The 17207-nt window shown below is 62.2% G+C and carries 15 protein-coding genes; 9 read left to right on the top strand and 6 right to left on the bottom strand.

The window, feature by feature from the left end:
* Positions 1-14 precede the first annotated feature (14 nt).
* Together ALTERO38_RS18105 and dadA are read right to left on the bottom strand one after the other, a co-directional pair.
* Positions 15-371: a RidA family protein gene (locus tag ALTERO38_RS18105; protein ID WP_148923914.1), complete on the bottom strand. Its 357-nt coding sequence runs from the start codon at positions 369-371 to the stop codon at positions 15-17.
* The gene (gene dadA / locus ALTERO38_RS18110; protein WP_159969225.1) at positions 346-1644 is read right to left on the bottom strand and encodes a D-amino acid dehydrogenase; all 1299 of its coding nucleotides are present in this window, start codon (positions 1642-1644) and stop codon (positions 346-348) included. The genes ALTERO38_RS18105 and dadA overlap by 26 nt, the downstream gene beginning before the upstream one ends.
* A 147-nt stretch (positions 1645-1791) precedes the next feature.
* Between dadA and ALTERO38_RS18115 the strand changes: the two genes are divergently transcribed.
* The 4 genes from ALTERO38_RS18115 to ALTERO38_RS18130 all read left to right on the top strand — a co-directional run bounded on the left by ALTERO38_RS18115 (position 1792) and on the right by ALTERO38_RS18130 (position 6213).
* A complete protein-coding gene (locus tag ALTERO38_RS18115; RefSeq protein ID WP_021207170.1) occupies positions 1792-2280 on the top strand; it encodes an Lrp/AsnC ligand binding domain-containing protein in 489 nt (162 codons plus the stop codon).
* 77 nt (positions 2281-2357) lie between these two features.
* Positions 2358-3668 (top strand): FAD-binding oxidoreductase, encoded by a 1311-nt coding sequence (locus tag ALTERO38_RS18120; protein ID WP_159969226.1) that lies wholly within the window; start codon positions 2358-2360, stop codon positions 3666-3668.
* Positions 3669-3729: 61 nt separating this feature from the next.
* Positions 3730-5277 carry a phospholipase D family protein gene (locus ALTERO38_RS18125; protein ID WP_159969227.1) on the top strand — a complete coding sequence of 516 codons (1548 nt, stop codon included), beginning with the start codon at positions 3730-3732 and terminating at the stop codon, positions 5275-5277.
* Positions 5278-5463: 186 nt separating this feature from the next.
* The gene (locus tag ALTERO38_RS18130; RefSeq protein WP_159969228.1) at positions 5464-6213 is read left to right on the top strand and encodes a hypothetical protein; all 750 of its coding nucleotides are present in this window, start codon (positions 5464-5466) and stop codon (positions 6211-6213) included.
* A gap of 11 nt (positions 6214-6224) precedes the next feature.
* Here the strand turns inward: ALTERO38_RS18130 and ALTERO38_RS18135 are convergent, their stop codons facing one another.
* From ALTERO38_RS18135 to ALTERO38_RS18145, 3 genes are all read right to left on the bottom strand, one after another.
* Entirely contained in the window at positions 6225-6749 is a 525-nt protein-coding gene (locus ALTERO38_RS18135) for a DUF962 domain-containing protein (protein WP_159969229.1), read from the bottom strand.
* A 117-nt stretch (positions 6750-6866) separates the two neighbouring features.
* Positions 6867-8435, bottom strand: coding sequence for a methyl-accepting chemotaxis protein (locus tag ALTERO38_RS18140; RefSeq protein ID WP_159969230.1), 1569 nt, complete (start codon positions 8433-8435; stop codon positions 6867-6869).
* A gap of 210 nt (positions 8436-8645) precedes the next feature.
* Positions 8646-10163, bottom strand: a complete 1518-nt coding sequence (locus tag ALTERO38_RS18145) for a 3-hydroxyacyl-CoA dehydrogenase (protein ID WP_159969231.1) — start codon at positions 10161-10163, stop codon at positions 8646-8648.
* A 143-nt stretch (positions 10164-10306) separates the two neighbouring features.
* On the opposite strand from ALTERO38_RS18145, the gene ALTERO38_RS18150 reads away from it, so the two are divergent.
* A complete protein-coding gene (locus tag ALTERO38_RS18150; RefSeq protein ID WP_159969232.1) occupies positions 10307-10753 on the top strand; it encodes a PaaI family thioesterase in 447 nt (148 codons plus the stop codon).
* A complete protein-coding gene (locus ALTERO38_RS18155) occupies positions 10754-12097 on the top strand; it encodes a hypothetical protein (protein WP_159969233.1) in 1344 nt (447 codons plus the stop codon).
* An 11-nt stretch (positions 12098-12108) separates the two neighbouring features.
* Here the strand turns inward: ALTERO38_RS18155 and radC are convergent, their stop codons facing one another.
* Entirely contained in the window at positions 12109-12783 is a 675-nt protein-coding gene (radC, locus tag ALTERO38_RS18160) for a DNA repair protein RadC (RefSeq protein ID WP_148923922.1), read from the bottom strand.
* A gap of 121 nt (positions 12784-12904) precedes the next feature.
* Between radC and coaBC the strand changes: the two genes are divergently transcribed.
* From coaBC to algC, 3 genes are all read left to right on the top strand, one after another.
* Complete coding sequence (coaBC, locus tag ALTERO38_RS18165) at positions 12905-14113, top strand: bifunctional phosphopantothenoylcysteine decarboxylase/phosphopantothenate--cysteine ligase CoaBC (RefSeq protein WP_159969234.1); 1209 nt, start codon at positions 12905-12907, stop codon at positions 14111-14113.
* Between the two features lie 2 nt (positions 14114-14115).
* Positions 14116-14571, top strand: a complete 456-nt coding sequence (gene dut, locus ALTERO38_RS18170; protein WP_102837737.1) for a dUTP diphosphatase — start codon at positions 14116-14118, stop codon at positions 14569-14571.
* A 1234-nt stretch (positions 14572-15805) separates the two neighbouring features.
* Positions 15806-17197 carry a phosphomannomutase/phosphoglucomutase gene (gene algC, locus ALTERO38_RS18175; RefSeq protein WP_218581741.1) on the top strand — a complete coding sequence of 464 codons (1392 nt, stop codon included), beginning with the start codon at positions 15806-15808 and terminating at the stop codon, positions 17195-17197.
* Positions 17198-17207: the final 10 nt, after the last annotated feature.

Below are 17207 nucleotides of genomic sequence, written 5' to 3' on the forward strand. Positions count from 1 at the left end.
ATGCAGCGATCCGGTTATGCCGGCAACGCAGCCACCACTGATAGTTCGACCAGGATCTCCGGCTCGCACAACTTGGCTTCGACCGTGGCCCTGGCCGGGGCGACTCCCTCTGGCAACCACTGGTCCCAGACGGCGTTCATCCCGGCAAAATCGGCATCGATGTCCTTCAGGTAAATGGTCACCGAAAGGATGTGCTGCTTATCAGTACCCGCCTGCCGCAAAAGGCGTTCGATGTTGTCGAGGGTCTCGCGGGTCTGCTGCTCGATTCCCGCGCTCATGTCCTCACCCACCTGACCGGCCAGATAGACCGTGTTGCCGTGAATGACGATCTGACTCATGCGAGCGTTAGTGTGCAGGCGCTGTATGGGCATGCTTGTGCGATTCCTTGTTGGTGCCGTAGCGGGAAATATCGAGGCCGTCGGTACTGATCTGCGTGCGCTTTCTCGCCAGCATATCGGCCAGCAAGCGGCCAGAACCACAGGCCATGGTCCAGCCAAGCGTACCGTGCCCAGTGTTCAGATACAGGTTGCGATAGCTTGTACCACCGATGATTGGCGTGCCGTCCGGCGTGGCCGGGCGCAGGCCTGTCCAGAGTTCGGCAGTGGCGGGATCGCCACCCTGTGGAAACAGATCGCCGACAACCATTTCCAGGGTCTCGCGACGCCGCGGATTGAGCGAAAGATCGTGGCCAGCAATTTCGGCCATACCGCCAACCCGTATGCGTTGATCGAAGCGGGTGATGGCGACTTTGTAGGTCTCGTCGAGCACGGTTGAAACTGGCGCCATCGCAGGGTCACTGATCGGCACGGTCAACGAATAACCCTTGAGCGGGTATACCGGCGCGCGAATGCCGAGCGGCTTGAGCATCTGCGGGCTGTAGCTGCCCAGCGCCAGCACGTAGCGATCGGCCGTTTCCAGCTTGCCATCGATCCAGACGCCTTCGAGCCGGTCACCCCCGAACTGCAGTCGCTGAATGTCTTGATTGAAGCGGAACTCGACGCCCAACTCGCGAGCCATTTCGGCAAGTTTGGTGGTGAACATCTGACAATCGCCGGTCTGATCGTTAGGCAGGCGAAGCGCGCCACTGAGCTTGTCCGAAACCCTGGCAAGCGCCGGTTCGGCCCGCGCAATGCCGGCGCGATCGAGCAGCTCATAGGGCACACCGGACGCCTGCAGCACGGCGATGTCCTTGGCCGCGTTATCCAGCTGGGCCTGGGTCCGGAACAGCTGGGTCGTGCCGCATTGCCGGCCTTCGTAATCGATACCGGTTTCTGCACGCAGCTCGTCGAGGCAATCGCGACTGTATTCTGACAGCCGAACCATGCGCTCCTTGTTCACCGCATAGCGCGCCGCCGTGCAATTGCGCAGCATCTGCGCCATCCACAGGTATTGCTGGGTATCGCCGGTGAGCTTGATGGCGAGCGGCGCATGGCGTTGCATCAGCCACTTCATGGCTTTCAGGGGCACACCGGGCGCGGCCCAGGGTGATGCGTAGCCAGGGGAGACCTGGCCGGCATTGGCAAAGCTCGTTTCCATCGCCACGGCTGGCTGACGATCGACTACCACGACCTCGAAGCCCGCTCGCGCCAGATAGTAGGCACTGGTGGTGCCAATCACGCCGCTACCCATCACCAGAACACGCATCGCTGCCTCCCACCCGTGCTACCGGGCTTTTTCTAATCACTGTTACTGCGGAGTATAGAAAGCGGCGTGCAGTGTATTTCGCTATATAAACGGCTATATTTGCGATTTATTCACGCCATAAACAGCGATAACAGAGGCGATACGCCTATGCGAACCAAGCACCAGACCCGCCGCGAACTGGACAAGATCGACCGGCAAATCCTTCGCTTGCTACAAGCCGAAGGGCGCATGCCGTTTACAGAACTGGGCGAGCGCATCGGTCTGTCGACCACGCCATGCACCGAGCGCGTCAGGCGCCTGGAGCGGGAAGGCATCATCATGGGCTACACCGCGAGGCTGAATCCTCAGCATCTGAAGGGCGGGCTGCTGGTATTCGTGGAGATCAGCCTGGCCTACAAGTCAGGCGACATTTTCGAGGAGTTCCGCCGTGCCGTGCTGAAACTGCCGCATGTGCTGGAGTGCCACCTGGTGTCAGGCGATTTCGACTACCTGATCAAGGCCCGGATCTCGGAAATGGCGTCGTATCGCAAACTGCTAGGTGACATCCTGCTTAAACTGCCGCATGTGCGCGAATCCAAGAGTTACATCGTCATGGAAGAGGTAAAGGAGTCCCTGGAACTGCCCGTTCCAGATTGACCCGAAACGCTGCGCTTTTGCCCAGCGGCACCAGTCCGGTCTACCCTTCGGCCAGGCAAACCGTCCAAGGCTCAACCATGACTAACCGCCACCCGGCCTCCAATTCCCACGATCACGCCGCGTCCTACTACGCCGCCACTGCCAATCAGCCGCTTGAGTTCGCGCCCTTGCAAGGCGAACAGAGCGCCGACGTCTGTATCGTCGGCGGTGGCTTCAGCGGACTCAACACGGCCATCGAACTGGCCGAACGCGGGTTTTCCGTGGTGGTGCTGGAAGCCCACCGCATCGGTTGGGGCGCCAGCGGCCGCAACGGCGGGCAGCTGATTCGGGGCGTCGGGCACGACGTCGAGCAGTTTCAGCCGGTGCTGGGTGACAGGGGCGTGGACGATCTCAAGCGCATGGGTTTTGAAGCGGTAGACATCGTGCGCGAGCGTATCGAGCGTTACACCATTCAATGCGACCTGACCTGGGGTTACTGCGATCTTGCAACGAAACAGCGTCACCTTGACGGCTTCGAAGCGGATTACACCGATCTTCAGCGCCTGGGCTACCCGCATCCGTTAAGACGGGTACCGAAGGAGGCCATGCGCGAGGTCATCGGCTCCGATCGCTATGTGGGCGGCCTGATCGACATGGGGTCGGGCCATCTTCATCCACTCAACCTGGCACTGGGCGAAGCGGCTGCGGCACAGTCGCTCGGGGTCCGGCTCTACGAGCGATCCGCGGTCGAACGGATCGACTATGGCCCGCAGGTCCGCGTGCACACAGCGCAGGGCAGCGTGCGCGCTGACCAGCTCGTGCTGGCCGGCAATGCCTACCTGGGTTCGCTGAACAAATCGCTGGCCGGCAAGGTGCTACCCGCCGGCAGTTACATCATCGCCACCGAGCCGCTGCCTGAAGCGGTCAGACAGGAATTGCTGCCGCAGAACATGGCGGTCTGCGATCAACGCGTAGCGCTGGACTACTTTCGCCTGTCGGCCGACGGCCGACTACTATTTGGCGGCGCCTGCCACTACTCCGGACGCGACCCAAAGGACATCGCCGCCTACATGCAGCCAAAAATGCTTGAGGTGTTCCCCCGCCTGCGTAATACCCGCATCGATTTCCAGTGGGGCGGCATGATCGGGATTGGCGCCAACCGCCTTCCTCAGATCGGGCGATTGCCAGACCAACCAAACGTGTACTACGCCCAGGCCTATGCCGGGCACGGTCTGAACGCCACGCATCTGGCCGGGCGCCTGCTGGCCGAAGCCATCAGCGGACAACTCGAGGGGCGCTTCGACCTGTTCTCCCGCGTGCCACACCCGACCTTCCCTGGTGGTCAGCGGCTGCGTTCACCGCTCCTTGCCTTGGGCATGCTCTGGCACCGGCTTAAAGACGAGTTCTGAATTTCGCCGTTGCGCTGGCGTCCAATCCGTCGAGGAAACATAACAATCGACAGGAGTGAAATTGCGCATGCGCCTGCTACTTGTGGCAGTGCTGTTACTGGCTGGCTGTGCCGGCCAGGTTACGCCCACCCCTACGTCTTACGCGCTGCCCGCTCAGGATTCGGTTCTGACCCAACGAGTCGAGGCGCTGGCAGCAGCGCAGCCTGCGGGGACCTCCGGATTTCGCTTGCTGTCCGACAGCGCCGAAGCCTTTGCAGCGCGCATGCAGATGATTCGTCAGGCCAGGACGAGCCTCGATGTGCAGTATTACATCGTCCACGATGGCCTCAGCACACGTGCGCTTATAGAGGAAGTCCTGCGTGCGGCCGACCGTGGCGTCAGGGTACGTCTGCTGCTCGATGACACCACCAGCGATGGCAGCGATTACCAGATCGCCACGCTGGCAGCACACCCGAATATCCTGATCCGCGTGTTCAATCCGCTGCATATCGGCCGCAGCACCTCGATTACCCGTTCGCTGGGTCGGCTGCTCAACCTCGCCCAGCAACATCGACGCATGCATAACAAACTGATGCTTGCTGACGGCAGCCTGGCCATTGTCGGCGGGCGCAACCTGGGCGACGAATACTTCGATGCCGACCAGAGTTTCAACTTCACCGATATCGACCTGCTCGCCGCCGGCCCGGTCGCCGAGCAGCTGGTGGTCAGCTTCGACCAGTACTGGAACCATTCGCTGAGCGTGCCGATCCAGCAGTTCTTGCGCGATCCCCCCAGCAAAGCGGACCTGGAGCTTGCCCGCCGCGATATCACTGATTATCTGCAGGCTGAACGACGCAAGAACGAGCGCCGCTATCAGCACCTGATGAGTGAGCTGCAGACCGCGCCTAGTCACTGGCTGAGCGATCTCATCTGGGCACCTGGCGAAGCGCTCTGGGATCACCCTGACAAGATCGAAGCGCCCGGCATCCCGGATGAAAGCCTGCTGCTGACCACCCAGCTTCAGCCCAGCATGGATGGGGTAAGAAGATCCCTGACGTTGATCTCAGCCTACTTCGTACCCACCGAGCAAGGCGCCGACTACCTGGCAGAACACGCCAGCCACGGCGTTGCAGTACGAATTCTGACGAATTCCCTGGAAGCCACCGACGTGCCCGCCGTGCATGGTGGTTATGCGCCCTACCGCGCCGAGCTGCTGAAAGCAGGAGTGAGATTATTCGAGTTGCGCCGACAACCAGATCAGGAAACGGCTTACAGCCTCACCGGCGATTCCGAGTCCAGCTTGCACAGCAAAGCCGCCGTGTTCGATCAGGAAAAGGTCTTCCTCGGCTCGCTGAACTTTGATCCTCGCTCAGTCCTTTGGAACACCGAGGTGGGCATCCTTATCGACAGTCCCCAATTGGCCAGCGAAGTACACGAGCTCACGCAGGAAGGTACTTCGCCCGCCGTCAGCTATGAAGTGCGACTGATCGAGCGCAACGACAAGGCGCGGTTGATCTGGATCGCTGAAGATGACGGGCAACGAAAGGTATTGCTGCACGAACCGGGCGGTGCGTGGCGACGGTTCAATGCTTGGTTCAGCCGAGTGATCGGACTGGAGCGAATGCTCTGATACTGCAATAAGCGCAAGGGGTTTCGTGTCACTTCCGCCAATCTTGCCGCGCAAACGGCCTTCCCAGCAGAATTAATTCCTTTGTGTGATACCAGAGCGCCACCCCTTAGCTAGGCTACCGAGCCTATGCCGTGCTGGTTCTACAGCCTGGCACCTGCTTCTATAAAAATAAAAAGGGAGCGCAACATGACTCATCGCAAGTGGCTATGGATGGTGGTTTTGCTGGGGTGCTGGTTTCCAGCGCTGCTCAATCCTGCCCACGCTCAGACCTTCACCGCGCTGGAAAGCATGCAGATCCATGCCAACCGCGCCACCAGCAGCCTGTTGCTCTATCGGGGCGAAGGCTTTCAGAAAGCGCACCTGGCCCGAATGGAGAGCGATCTCAGTTCGCTCGCTGAGACCGTCGACAGCTTTCCCGGCGCTCGCAATGACCTGCACCAATTGCATCAGGTCCTGCAGACAACGCTGCGTGAAGGCGCGAGCTTCGGCCGTGAAGAGGACGACATGCCCTGGGGCTGGCCGTTGCAGATGAGCAAGGCGCTACGCGATTTCCTGACGGCGGTGCGTAGCCAGCAAGGCGCCGACGTGCGTGCCGAGCTTCCGGCCAAGGTGGAATACCTTACCGTTCAGTACCTGAGCCGCGCCTATGTCGGCTCTTTCGAAACCGCGCGCGAACAGCCGGACACCTATCTCGGTCAGGATGAACGCCGCCTCGTACCGTCGATCGACGAGCAACTGGCGGCGCTGGACGGGAAGTCGAATGCGGCCATCGCCAAGTTGAAGACGCGTTGGGAATTTCTCAAGGTTGCGCTCGAAGACATGAACAGCGGCAATAACAGCTTCAATACCGCCTCAGGCCGCGCTTTCGCCCCGATCATGGTTGATCGCCACGCTCGCAGCCTCAGCAACCAATGGATGGCGCTCGCACCCGACTGAGCACTCACCATTCATGCATCAGCCGCCTGCTGTCGCAGCTGCACAGGGCCAACCCGCGCCTCGATAGCGTGGCGCAGTGGCTCGCGCAGACCCAGCATGAAGCCCAGTTCAGCCGCCACGAACAGCGGCCCGATGATCAGTCCGGTCAGGTCGTCGACAAATGCGGGCTTGCGCCCTTCGAAGTAATGACCGATGAACTGAATGACCCAGCCGACCACGAACAAACCGGCCCCGGCGGTCAGCCATAGCGTTGTCGACTGCTGGGCAAGCGCTGCGCCGACCCAGACGCAGAGCAGCAGCACCGCCCCCATCAGCACGCCGAAGCGCAGGTCCAACCGCAGATAGAACAGTGTCGAGGCTAATGCAACCAGCACAACCGGGCTTATCCACAGTCCAAACGCGTCCAGACCTGGTCGCGATAGCAGCACGGCGACAGCCAGGACGATCATCGGAATGCCGATAAAATGACTGAGCAGGTTGCGCGGGTCTCGGTGATAAGCCGCGTATTGGGCGAGGTGATCGGCGAGTGTTTTCACGGGACGAACTCCGAATAGCCTGACCTGCAAGCTTAGCCAGCTCGGCAAGCCGCCGCGCGGTTTCGTGCGGTGGTTGAGCGCCAAAGGTCATGGCGCTTGCGCCATTCAGCGGCTCGGCTATGGCTCCGGGCGGTAGCCCAATCGCAGACCACCCCAATGGCGCCCGCCAACCATGATCGGCACCGAAAGGTCATGCATCAGCTCGCCGGTATCACGGCTGTAGGTCTGCAACAGCACCTTGCGCTCGTGGCTGCCGCAGCGCGCGCCGGTGCGGTCATTGAACAGGCGTTTGCTGCGGCTCTTGACCTTGTCGATCTCAGGATCTCCCACCGGCGGCTGGCTAAAAGCACGGTTGTGGGTCGGAACGTAGCCGTCGGGTGTGGTGGCGATGGCGTAAACCAACGCCTCGCTGCGCGCGAGCAAGGGCTCCTGAATCGCAGGTAGTACGTCGTCGGCATAGCGATCGAAGCGGGTGTTGTAACGAATCGGGTTGGTGCCCGGCTGCGCCCGGTAATTACGGTCGAACAGATCTTCGAGAGTCAAGCGCCCGGCTTGCAGGTCCGCCTCGAAACGCGCACCGATGGCCGCCGCGCCTTCGCGCGCCAGGTCGAAAACGTCCTGATGGTAGGCATCCAGCTGGACCTCGGCGAGCTGTTCGCTGACCGTTTCCGCCTGCTCGACCAGCTTCTCTGCCGCCTGTTCGAGCTGGCGCGTCTGGGTCTCGCTCTCCAGTGCGTCGCCACGCAACTGCTCTAGCGCGACGAACAACTGCGCCAGTCGCTCATGATTGCTTGCCGTGCCGGCCGCAATCTCCGCCACCTGGGTTTCGACATTGCCAGCCAGATCAGCAATTCCGCTCAGCTGCGTACCCGTCCCTGCGATCTGAGCGGCGGCCTCGTCCAGTTCACTGGCCTGCTTCTGAATATGGCTGACCACCGCGCCACTTTGCTCGCGGATATCGCTGACCATCCGACCGACCTCTTCGGTGGCGCTACTGGTGCGTCCGGCCAGGTTGCGCACCTCATCAGCGACCACGGCAAAGCCACGCCCGGCTTCACCGGCGCGCGCGGCTTCGATCGCGGCATTGAGCGCAAGCAGATTGGTCTGGCTGGCGATGGATTGAATCACCTCGGTGATCTGACGGATCTCTTCGGTACGGGCCGAGAGCCCATCAAGCAGTTCGCGGCTGGCCTCGGTCTGTGCGCTGAGCTGCTGCATGCGTTCGATAGCATGTTGGAGCTCAACGCGGCCGGTATCACTGCTGCGCCGCACGGCCTCGGCCGCCTCCAAAGCCTGCCGCGCTCGGACAGCGCTGTCCTGCTCCGTCGCGGTCATCGCCTCGGCGCCATTGGCAATCTCGCTGACCGCGACCAGCTGCGACTGTAGCCGTGCCGCCAGTTGTTCAGCACTGAACGACACCTGAGCGGCCGACAGCGCGTTATGGCAGGTATGCCGGGAGAGGCTCTTGCTCAGCGCAGCGGAGCTCAGCTCGCTGGCGTCTTCAGCAACCGGGGCTTTCGCCGCTGTGCGCCACGGCCCCAGCCAGGGCCAAAGGGCCAGTAGCAGAACGGAAATCGCCGTCAGATAGAACGGCAGCTCCATCCAGCCATGAAACAGCAGCAATCCCAACAACGCCGTCGCGTGCAACAGACAGGCCTTGGGGTGTAGGCGGAAGGTTGGGCGCATCGGTGGCCTCTTGTTTTCATCCGGTAAAAAGGCGTTGTACCACCTCTGCCAACAAAGAACATTGTCCCTTGGTGGCACATGGCCTTGCCGAGCACGGTACGATTGCTCAAAACGCTGCAATCGTCCGGCGCGGCAGACTTACCGGTTTAGCGGCTGGATGCAGCCAACCTTAAGCGGCGCTTAGTCTGAACTTGCGCTCAGGCGTTCGCCTTAGCGCGCCTGATCCGGCGCCGTCAACGACAGACCGAGCTGCACCCGGCGCCGCAACCAAGGGCTTGGGCGATAGCGCGGTTCCTGCCCGTAGCAGCGCTGCATGCCCTCGAGAATGGTCAGGATGCGGGCCGGGTTGTAGTGCGCAGCAAACCCCAGCGGACCCTTTGGATAGCCGAGGGCCACCGTTACAGCGCGGTCGAGTGTTTCCGGAGAGGCAATGCCCTTCTGGGCGATCTCGCACCCCAGATTGACGATACTGGCCACGATGCGCTGACTGACGAAGCCCGGCGAGTCGTTGATGACTTCTACGGGCACACCGTCGGCCCCTAACGCCTGACGTGCCTGCGCCTCCAGCCCCGGATCGAGCGCGGGCTGACGCATCAGCACGCGGCGTTTGTCGAGATCGCTGAACGGGTCCAGGGCAATGGTGCGCACCGCGGGCAGCGCCAGCCGCTCGATGCAATGGCTGGCATCCTCACCCAGCGGCGTGATCAGGCAGATCGCCTGGCCCGAAGGCTCGGCACCCTCCTCCAATACCGCGCCGGCCTGCTGCAGGACTGAGCCAACCTGGCTGCGCAGCTCGGGCTCGATACTGTCGAGCCAGAACGGTCGATCAATGATCACCGGCTCGTAGCGGGGCTCCGGCGTGCGGATCTGCTGCCCTTCTTCGTAGCGATAGAAGCCCTGGCCGGTCTTGCGTCCGAGCAACCCGGCCGCCACCCGCTGAGCAGCGAGATAGGACGGGGTGTAGCGCGGGTCGTAGTAGAACTGGTCATGCACCGACTCCATCACCGCATGGGATATATCCAGCCCGGTCAGATCGAACAACTCGAACGGGCCCATTCGAAACCCTGGGCCGTCACGCAGGATGCGGTCGATCTGTTCCGGCGTGGCGATACCCTCGCTGAGAATCCGCTGCGCCTCAGTGCCATAAGCGCGACCGGCGTGGTTGACCAGAAAACCGGGGGTGTCCGGGGTGATGGCGGGAAAGTGCCCGGCGTGCTCGGCCAGTTGCACCAGCCGCTCGATCACCGACGGATCAGTCCGCTCGCCGCGAACCACCTCGACCAGCTTCATCAGCGTCACCGGGTTGAAGAAGTGGTAACCCGCCACTCGCTCGGGCCGCTTGCAGGCACTGGCGATGCGGGTGACTGACAGCGACGAGGTGTTGGTCGCGAGGACGGCATCGGCTGCGATCAAGCCTTCCAGCTCGACGAACAGACTCTGCTTGGCTTCCAGGTTTTCCACGATGGCTTCGATCAGGAGGTCGCAGCCGGACAGTTCGGCCAGCTGATGCGCCGGCTGCATGCGCTCAAGGACTGCTGTCAGCTCATCGGCACTGATGCGCCCCTTGGCTACGCTGCGCTCGAGCAGCTCGCGATTGAACTGCAAGGCCTGATCGATGGTTTCGGGGCGACTGTCGTAGAGCCAAACCTGCTGGCCAGCGCTGGCGAAAAGCTGCGCGATGCCGCGCCCCATAGCGCCAGCGCCGATGATGCCGATACGGGAAAACATGGAAACCTCCTTAATAGAGATGGCGTTGCAAGCGACCGCTTATACTCAATCTTTATTTCGCACTGCGAAACGTTATTCCATCTAATTGACCACGAGCCTAAAGACTGCCAGTCTCCTTAGCAAGCCATCCGTGATCGAACGCCATGTCCGCAACCGACTACTCATCTGACCAACTGCTGCAGGTCCACGCCTCCGTTACCGGCTTCTTCCAGGACATCGGCTGCGAGCTGCTGGCTTATGGCCCTGAGCACGCCACCCTCGCCCTGGATCTGCTGCCACGCCATCTGAACAATGCCAGCAACATGCACGGCGGCGTCATGGCGACCTTGATGGATGTCGCCATGGGCTTGTGCGGCACCTGGGAAGCCGACCCGGCCGACTGCCGGGTGGCGCTGACGCTGTCGATGAACATCAATTTCAGCAGAGCGGCCGCTGCGGGCAGTCGCGTCAGAGCCCAAGCCAGGTGTCGTTCGTCCGGGCATAAGGTGTTCATGGCCAGCTGCGACTTGCTGGATGAACAGGATCGGCTGATCGCGTTCGGCGAAGGCGTGTTCAAGCGTGGCGCTCTTCGCCGGGAGCTGCCCGCCTAGATGACCGCACTATTGCCACTGGCTCTATTGTTCGAGCTGTTGGCGCTGATAACGCGAATCCAACCGCTGAGCGTGATCAGCGGCGCCCTGCTGGGCCTGTTCTTCGTCTGGCACTGGCGCTCGCTGATGCCCTATCCGCGGCGCCTCGGAATAGTCACCGCGGCGCTACTCGGGTACTGGCTGCTGTCAGGCGATGCAAGCTGGCAGCAGGGCGCGCGCATACTGTCGTCGGCCGCCTACTACGCGGCCTTTATCGGCGCGCTGGGCCTGATGCATTGCCTGGTCAAGCGTCTGCACCAACTCAGCGAGCTGCATCGCCTGCTGCTGGCAGGCCCGCGGGCGTGGCTCTACCCAGGCTATCTGCTGAGCACCTTCGCGATCAGCTCGGTGCTCAGTTTCGGCATGCTTAACCTGATATGCGGCTCGCTGGAAAATCACCTTGAGCGCCGCCCCTACAACGACACTCAACGACGCGAAGGCCGCCGTGGGGTAATGGTTACCGCCTTGCGCGGATTCGCGCTGGTGCCCTTGCTCGCGCCGACCAGCGTTGCGGTGGCGATCCTGACCCGCGAACTCCCAGGCCTCAGCTGGAGCACGCTGCTTCCCTTCGGGCTGCTTGGCGGGCTGCTCCTGCTGCTGTTCGGATGGCCAGCCGAGAACCGACGCTTGCAACAGCTGGCCGAGGCCCCTGACGCCGACCTCGGCGCACAAACACAGCAGCCCGGCGGTCGCCTGGGTGGATTGCTGATCGGCAGCCTGATCGGTATCAGCCTGATCGCCCTGCTGGCAGCGCTGACTTGGCTGTCCGCCACCCAGGCAGCCATGTTGCTGGTCCCAAGCGCCGTCATCTTTATCCTGCTCTGGCAGCGAATCGCGCCGCGCCAGGTGTTCCGCGAGGTAAGCGAAACACTCATCGGCATGCGCAACGAGACGTTTATTTTTGCCAGCTCAGCATTGCTCGCCGGCCTGGTAGCCGCCGTGTTACCGGTGCATCACCTGGCGGATCAGCTGGGAAACACGCCGCTGATACTGTTCGGGCTGGGTGCGGTCGGTGCCCTGTCAGTCATGGCGATGGCGCTGCTCGGCGTCGCACCATTGATATCGCTGAACGTGTGCGCAGCCTTGTTGGCACAGCTGGCTAGCCAGGGCTTGGCGGTAACGCAGCCGGCCGTGGCGCTGCTGTTCGGGTTTTCGCTGGCGATGCTACTCTCGCCCTACGGCCCCTCTGCGGTATTACTGGCGCGCCACGCGCAGCTCTCGCCCTGGCGCATCGCCGTCGGCTGGAACGGCCGCTTCGTCCTTAGCGTGTTGGTCCCGTTGCTGCTGATACCGCTGCTGGCCTGAACATGGCTGGCTCACATCCAGCCATATTCGGCCATGGACAGCGGCTCGCCATCGCCGACGATGAAATGATCGAGCACCCGCACATCGATCAGCCCCAGCGCATCGCTGAGCCTGCGCGTCAGTTGCCGATCAGCCTGGCTCGGCTCGGCCACGCCCGAGGGATGATTGTGGGCCAGAATGACCGCTGCGGCATTGTGCGCCAGCGCGCGCTTGACCACTTGACGGGGATACACACTGGCCCCGTCGATGGTGCCGTGAAAAAGCACCTCGAAAGCCAGCACCCTGTGTTTGGAGTCAAGAAACAGACAGCCGAAGAGTTCGTGCGGCTCATGCCGCAGGCGTGCCTTGAGGTAATCGCGCACGGCCTGCGGGCTTTCCAGCGCCGAATCCCGCCGGATGCGCTCCGCCAGGTGTCGCCTCGCCATTTCCAGCACGGCTTGCAGCTGAGCAAATTTGGCCGGCCCCAAGCCCAGGTGTTCACTGAACTGGACGAGATCACTTTCCAGTAAAGCCCGCAGACTGCCGAACTCATTGAGTAGATGCCGCGCCAGATCCACCGCGCTTTTCCCGGCCACGCCGGTGCGTAGGAATATGGCTAACAGCTCCGCATCGGACAGGGCCGCTGCGCCCTGCTCCAACAGCTTTTCCCGCGGCCGTTCCGCCGCTGGCCAGTCACGAATGCTCATGTCACCTCCATGTCGAGCGAGCCCCTCGTCCTCTGAGGGCGCTGTGCTATCTTAGCGGCCTTTTATCCACGGCAACCGGCCTTCGCCGGAACCAGTTCTCACCCCGTTACAAGGCAGGCCTATGCAGCGGCTTTATCGTAAACGCATCGTCCTGGGCGTCGGCGGCGGCATCGCCGCTTACAAGAGCGCGGAGCTGGTACGCCGGCTACGCGACCAGGGCGCCGAAGTGCGCGTCGTGATGACCAGCGGCGGTCGTGAATTCATTACGCCGCTAACCCTCCAGGCCCTGTCCGGCCATCCTGTGCACATGGATCTGCTCGACCCTGCTGCAGAAGCAGCCATGGGGCATATCGAACTGGCGCGCTGGGCCGATCTGGTACTGGTGGCGCCCGCAACTGCCGACTTGATGGCACGTCTGGCGCAGGGCGTCGCCAACGACCTGTTGACCACCCTCGTGCTCGCGACCAACGCACCGGTCGCCCTGGCGCCCGCGATGAATCAGGCCATGTGGGCTGATCCTGCCACCCAAGCCAACCGCGCACTGCTGGAGCAGCGAGAGATCCGCCTGTTCGGCCCCGCATCCGGCAGCCAGGCCTGCGGCGATGTGGGCCTCGGCCGTATGCTCGAAGCGGATGATCTGGCTCAGGCGGCTGCTGATTGTTTCGAACGCAGTCTGCTGACCGGAAAGCATCTTTTGATTACTGCCGGCCCGACTCAGGAAAACATCGATCCGGTGCGCTACATCACCAATCACAGCTCTGGGAAGATGGGGTTCGCCCTGGCCGAGGCCGCCGCCGAGGCTGGTGCACGCGTGACCCTCGTTGCCGGACCGGTGTTTCTGCCAACCCCCGACCGCGTTCAACGCATCGATGTGGTCAGCGCCCGGGACATGCTTGCCGCGTGCGAAGCAGCGATGCCGTGCGATCTGTTCATTGCCGCCGCAGCGGTTGCCGACTATCGGCCAGAAGTGGTCGCACCGCACAAATTGAAAAAAGACCCAACCAAGGGCGACGGCTTGCTTCTGCAGATGGTCCGCAACCCCGACATCCTTGCCACGCTGGCCGGGCGGACAGATCGACCGTTCAGCGTCGGCTTCGCGGCCGAGACAGAGAACTTGCTGGAGTACGCCACGCGCAAACTGCGTGACAAGAACCTCGACCTCATCGTGGCCAACGACGTCGCCAACCCGAGCATTGGCTTCAACAGCGAAGAAAACGCCGTCACGGTGATTGACCGCCAGCAACACGAAACCCGCTTCAGCCAAGCCAGCAAGGGACATATCGCTCGCCAGCTGATCGCTTTTATCGCCGACCGTTACCATCAGGCCTGACCATGCACAAACTTCAAGCGAAGATTCTCGACCCCCGTCTTGGCAAGGATTTCCCGCTGCCTGAGTACGCCACCAGCGGCTCTGCCGGACTTGATCTGCGCGCCATGCTGCAAGCCGATACGACACTGGAGCCTGGGCAGACCTTGCTGATCCCTACCGGCCTGTCCATTCACATTGCCGACCCAAACCTCGCGGCGCTGGTCCTGCCGCGCTCTGGCCTCGGCCACAAGCATGGCATCGTGCTGGGCAATCTCGTCGGCCTGATCGACTCCGACTACCAGGGCGAGCTGATGGTCTCCTGCTGGAACCGCGGCCAGACCAGCTTCAACATCGCCATAGGAGAACGCATCGCCCAACTGATGCTGGTCCCGGTGATCCAAGCGCAGTTCGAACTGGTAAATGAGTTCGACAACAGTGAGCGTGGCGCCGGCGGCTTCGGCCACTCGGGCAGCCACTGAGATAGTTCTCGCCTTTTTTCAGGACGAACCGAGGGGCTCCATGAAACTCTTCAAGCGCACCGCCAAGGACGACACCGTTCTCAATCCTGCCGATGCCGCCGCACCCCGCCCGCGCCGAAGCGTCGGTCTTAAGACCCTCGCACCCGGCCTGATCCCAGGACTGCTGGGCCTTGTGGTGGCGGGTGCGTTGCTTTGGACTGCCCAACAGAACAGTCAACAGCAGCAAGCCAGCACGCTTGCCGAGGCATGGGGCCAAAGTCAGGCTTCGGCGATCAATCAGGCCCTGCGCCAACTGGCCGAAGACACGCGCGCCGCCGCCAGCGATCCGCAACTGCTCGAGGCGCTGCGCAGCGAACAGCCGCAGCAGATACGCGCCGTCGAACGTGAGCTGAACTATCGAGACGGCGTCATCGATGCCCACCTCAGCCTTCGCGGCCAGGCGCGAACGGATGCCGGCCGGCCCGGGCCCCTGAATTTTGCCGCGCTGGATATGCTGCAGCGCGCCGAAAATGGGCAAACGCCTGCTACCGAAGCCTTCAAGGTTGGGTCACGCTGGCTGCTTTACAGCGCCGCCGCATTGCGCCCGAGCCCTGAGCAGCCGGTTCAGGGCACACTGCTGCTGGTCACCAGCCTGGAACGCTTCCTGGCGACCCTGCCGCATCTGCCAAGCGAAGCCGGGCAGCTGCGGCTGGCTCAAGAATTCAGCGGCGCCCCGACACAGTTGCTGGTGCAGCGTGGCGGAGCGGGACTGGACGGTTCCGCGATAGACCTGCCGAGCAACAACCCGAACTGGAAGATCAGTTTCCTGCCGGCACCGGCGCTTGGCGCAGCGGGCCTTTCGCCAGTACTCGTCCTAGTGGCGGCGCTGGCGGCATTGTTCGGCTTGCTGCTCGGCCTCCAGGCAGTGCTTAGCGCACAGCAACGGAGGCTTCGCGAAGATGTCTTGCATCTGGGCCAGATGGTTCAGGAACTCTCCAACGGCAAGACCATCAAAACACCGACTTTGAGCCTGCCAGTGCTTGATGCACTGGCGAAAAGCTTGGTCCGATTGCCGCTTCGCACCGCCGGAATGGCGTCGACCAAAGCACCGACCAGAGAGCAGGCCGCGGTCAGGCAACCCCCATCTACCGAATATGTCGACCCTCTTTTCCAGGACACCGACATTCTCGATATCGACATTCTCGACGAGGACCAGGACTGGCTTGGCCTCGATACCAAGGAGCGAGAAACTGCAATGAGCGCCGCTAAAGCCCCGCAACTGCCTGCAAGCATCTTCCGCGCCTACGACATCCGTGGCGTGGTCGGCGACAGCCTGACCACCGAAACCGCGTATTGGATAGGCCGGGCAGTAGGGTCCGAAAGCCTGGCTCAGGGCGAGCCAAATGTATCAGTCGGCCGCGACGGACGCCTGTCCGGCCCTGAGTTGGTCCAGCACCTGATCCAAGGGTTGGTGGACAGCGGCTGCAGCGTCAGCGACGTCGGCATGGTCCCGACCCCTGTGCTCTACTACGCCGCCAATGTTCTGGCCGGAAAATCCGGCGTGATGCTCACCGGCAGCCACAACCCGCCTGACTACAACGGCTTCAAGATCGTCATCGCGGGCGACACCCTCGCCAACGAGCAGATCCAGGCGCTACGCCAGCGCATCGAAACCGGCAACCTCAGCGAAGGTGTCGGCCAGGCCGAACAGGTCGACGTGCTGGAGAGCTACTTCAAACGAATCCGCGACGATATCGCCTTGGCCAAGCCGATGAAGGTGGTGGTGGACTGCGGCAACGGCGTCGCGGGTGTCATCGCGCCGCAACTTATTGAAGCGCTGGGCTGCAAGGTCACTCCGCTGTTCTGCGAGGTCGATGGCAATTTCCCCAACCATCACCCGGACCCAGGCAAGCTGGAGAACCTCGAGGATCTGATCGCCAAGGTGAAATCAGAGAATGCAGACCTCGGTCTGGCCTTCGACGGCGACGGTGATCGCGTCGGCGTGGTGACCAATGCGGGCAGCGTAGTATTCCCCGACCGCCTGCTGATGCTGTTCGCCAAGGATGTCGTGTCGCGCAACCCCGGCGCCGACATCATCTTCGACGTCAAATGCACACGCCGCCTGACACCGCTGATCAGTGGCTACGGCGGTCGTCCGGTCATGTGGAAGACCGGGCATTCACTCATCAAGAAGAAAATGAAGGAAACCGGTGCGCTGCTCGCTGGCGAGATGAGCGGACACATCTTTTTCAAGGAGCGCTGGTACGGATTCGATGACGGCATCTACAGTGCCGTGCGCCTGCTTGAGATCCTCAGCCAGGACAAGCGCAACGCAGAGCAAGTCTTCTCGGCTTTCCCGAACGATATCTCGACACCCGAGATCAATATTCAGGTCACCGAAGAAAGCAAGTTCACCATCATCGAGTCGCTGCATCGCGACGCCCATTGGGGCGACGCCAACATCACCACCCTCGACGGTGTGCGGGTCGATTACCCGAAAGGCTGGGGCCTGGTGCGCGCCTCGAACACTACTCCGGTACTGGTGCTGCGTTTTGAAGCCGAAACCGAGGAAGAACTCAAGCGCATACAGGACGTCTTCCGCGCCCAGCTCTATACTGTCGCGCCTGATCTCACCCTGCTGTTCTGACTTGCGGAGC

It is taken from the genome of Pseudomonas sp. 9Ag (assembly GCF_902506445.1).
GTDB classification, from domain to species: Bacteria; Pseudomonadota; Gammaproteobacteria; order Pseudomonadales; family Pseudomonadaceae; genus Stutzerimonas; species Stutzerimonas stutzeri_AB.

Bases quoted from the DNA above. Each gene is read 5' to 3' on its own strand.
- ALTERO38_RS18105 (WP_148923914.1), bottom strand. From the start codon at position 371: ATGCCCATACAGCGCCTGCACACTAACGCTCGCATGAGTCAGATCGTC.
- dadA (WP_159969225.1), bottom strand. From the start codon at position 1,644: ATGCGTGTTCTGGTGATGGGTAGCGGCGTGATTGGCACCACCAGTGCC.
- ALTERO38_RS18115 (WP_021207170.1), top strand. From the start codon at position 1,792: ATGCGAACCAAGCACCAGACCCGCCGCGAACTGGACAAGATCGACCGG.
- ALTERO38_RS18120 (WP_159969226.1), top strand. From the start codon at position 2,358: ATGACTAACCGCCACCCGGCCTCCAATTCCCACGATCACGCCGCGTCC.
- ALTERO38_RS18130 (WP_159969228.1), top strand. From the start codon at position 5,464: ATGACTCATCGCAAGTGGCTATGGATGGTGGTTTTGCTGGGGTGCTGG.
- ALTERO38_RS18140 (WP_159969230.1), bottom strand. From the start codon at position 8,435: ATGCGCCCAACCTTCCGCCTACACCCCAAGGCCTGTCTGTTGCACGCG.
- ALTERO38_RS18145 (WP_159969231.1), bottom strand. From the start codon at position 10,163: ATGTTTTCCCGTATCGGCATCATCGGCGCTGGCGCTATGGGGCGCGGC.
- ALTERO38_RS18150 (WP_159969232.1), top strand. From the start codon at position 10,307: ATGTCCGCAACCGACTACTCATCTGACCAACTGCTGCAGGTCCACGCC.
- ALTERO38_RS18155 (WP_159969233.1), top strand. From the start codon at position 10,754: ATGACCGCACTATTGCCACTGGCTCTATTGTTCGAGCTGTTGGCGCTG.
- radC (WP_148923922.1), bottom strand. From the start codon at position 12,783: ATGAGCATTCGTGACTGGCCAGCGGCGGAACGGCCGCGGGAAAAGCTG.
- coaBC (WP_159969234.1), top strand. From the start codon at position 12,905: ATGCAGCGGCTTTATCGTAAACGCATCGTCCTGGGCGTCGGCGGCGGC.
- dut (WP_102837737.1), top strand. From the start codon at position 14,116: ATGCACAAACTTCAAGCGAAGATTCTCGACCCCCGTCTTGGCAAGGAT.
- algC (WP_218581741.1), top strand. From the start codon at position 15,806: ATGAGCGCCGCTAAAGCCCCGCAACTGCCTGCAAGCATCTTCCGCGCC.